Annotated in this window: 2 protein-coding genes; both read right to left on the reverse strand. The window is 78.3% G+C overall.

Translation table 11 applies throughout. From position 1 onward, the window contains the following. Positions 1–1,142 (reverse strand): CAF17-like 4Fe-4S cluster assembly/insertion protein YgfZ (gene ygfZ, locus AC5FZL_RS16675; protein WP_493619992.1); only part of this gene is annotated, 1,142 nt, incomplete at its 3' end. 32 nt (positions 1,143–1,174) lie between these two features. After that, positions 1,175–1,321 (reverse strand): hypothetical protein, encoded by a 147-nt coding sequence (locus AC5FZL_RS16680; RefSeq protein ID WP_493619993.1) that lies wholly within the window; start codon positions 1,319–1,321, stop codon positions 1,175–1,177. Positions 1,322–1,579 lie beyond the last annotated feature (258 nt).

The raw sequence follows: 1,579 nt of genomic DNA on the forward strand, positions 1-1,579 counted from the left end.
CAGGGACGCGGCAGCCGCGGCACGACGGCGGACGGACGCGCCGACGCCTGGCCGCCGGCCTCCGGGTCCACGACGGTCTCCTGCGCCGCGGCGACGCCCCCGGCGAACAGGGGGGCGTCCACGGGGGTGGTGCGCTTGACCACCGCCAGGGCGATCGGGCCGAGCTCGTGGTGGCGGGCCGCGCTGGTCACCCTGCCCACGACGCGGCCCGTCGTCGCGTCGGTGACCTCGGCGCCCGGCTCCGGCAGGCGGGCTCCCGTGCCGTCGAGGTGCAGGGCCACCAGCCGCCGCGGCGGACGGCCGAGGTTGTGCACCTTCGCCACCGTCTCCTGCCCCCGGTAGCAGCCCTTCGCCAGGTGGACGGCGGTGCGCAGCCAGTCCAGCTCGTGCGGGATCGTCCGCTCGTCGGTCTCGAAGCCCAGCCGGGGCCGCCACGCCGCGACGCGCAGGGCCTCCGCCGCCCAGGTCCCGGCCAGCGGCCGGTCGTCGACGAACGCCTCCAGCTCCCCGCGGGGGACGAGCACCTCGCGCCAGCGCCGCTCCGCTCCGGGGTGGGCCCCGTCGTCGACGGGGGCGTAGCGGGCCGAGGCGGGCCCGGTGCTCGGCCACGGGTCGACCCAGGCCAGCGGCTCGCCGTCCACCGACTCGCGCCCGACCGGCTCTCCCACGACGGCCAGGGCGTCGGTGACGTCCTGGACCTCGACGCGGAGCATGAACCGCATCCCGTCCAGCCAGGCGCGGGCGGCCTCGACCTCGCCGGCCTCGAGCACGACGTGGGTGGCGCTGCCGTCGTCGACCAGGTGGAGGTCGTGCTCGATCCGGCCCTCGGGGCTGAGCACGAGGGACTCCGCCGAGGTCCGCGGGGGCAGGCCCACGAGGCGCTGGCTGGTGAGCGAGTCGAGCCAGCTCAGCCGGTCAGGGCCGCTGATCCGCAGCACCCCGCGGCAGGACAGGTCGACCACGGCCAGGCCCTGCTCGAGCAGGCGCTGCTCGCGGACCGGGTCGCCGTAGTGCCAGGCGACGCCCGCGTCGGCGCCCTCGGCCTCGACGGCGCCGGGACGGGCCAGGAGCGGGCTGCGGTGGCGGGGGGCGCCTCCCGGCGCGGCCGCGGGCGGCACCGGGGGCACGGGGGGCTGCGTCATGGTGCCCCCAGGGTAGGCGCGCCCCGGAGGGCTCAGGGAGCGGTGGCGGTGCGCGCGCCGAGACCGGCGCCGGACTGCTGCGGGACGACCTGGCGAGCGCTGGGGACGACGGCGAGGCGCACCAGGCGCGCGACGACGAACAGCGCCAGGAGGAGGAGGACCAGCGGGAGTGCTTCCATGCCGGTGACCGTCGCAGCCCCGCGGCCCGTCGGCCCGCAGGACGCGCCGACCTGACACCGATGATGGTCACAACGGGCCATGCCCGGCACCGGGGGGCTAGCCCGCCGGACGCTCGCCGGGTCAGCCGAGGATGACCCTCCCGAGGGCGTAGACCAGGACGCCGCAGGCGGCCACGGGGGCCGCCCCGGCCGTGGCCCCGGCCGCGGAGCGGTTCGCGCTCGGCAGGCCGTCCAGGAGGCGGTGGACGAGCCCCACCA

This window comes from Quadrisphaera sp. DVD1 (genome assembly GCF_058932755.1).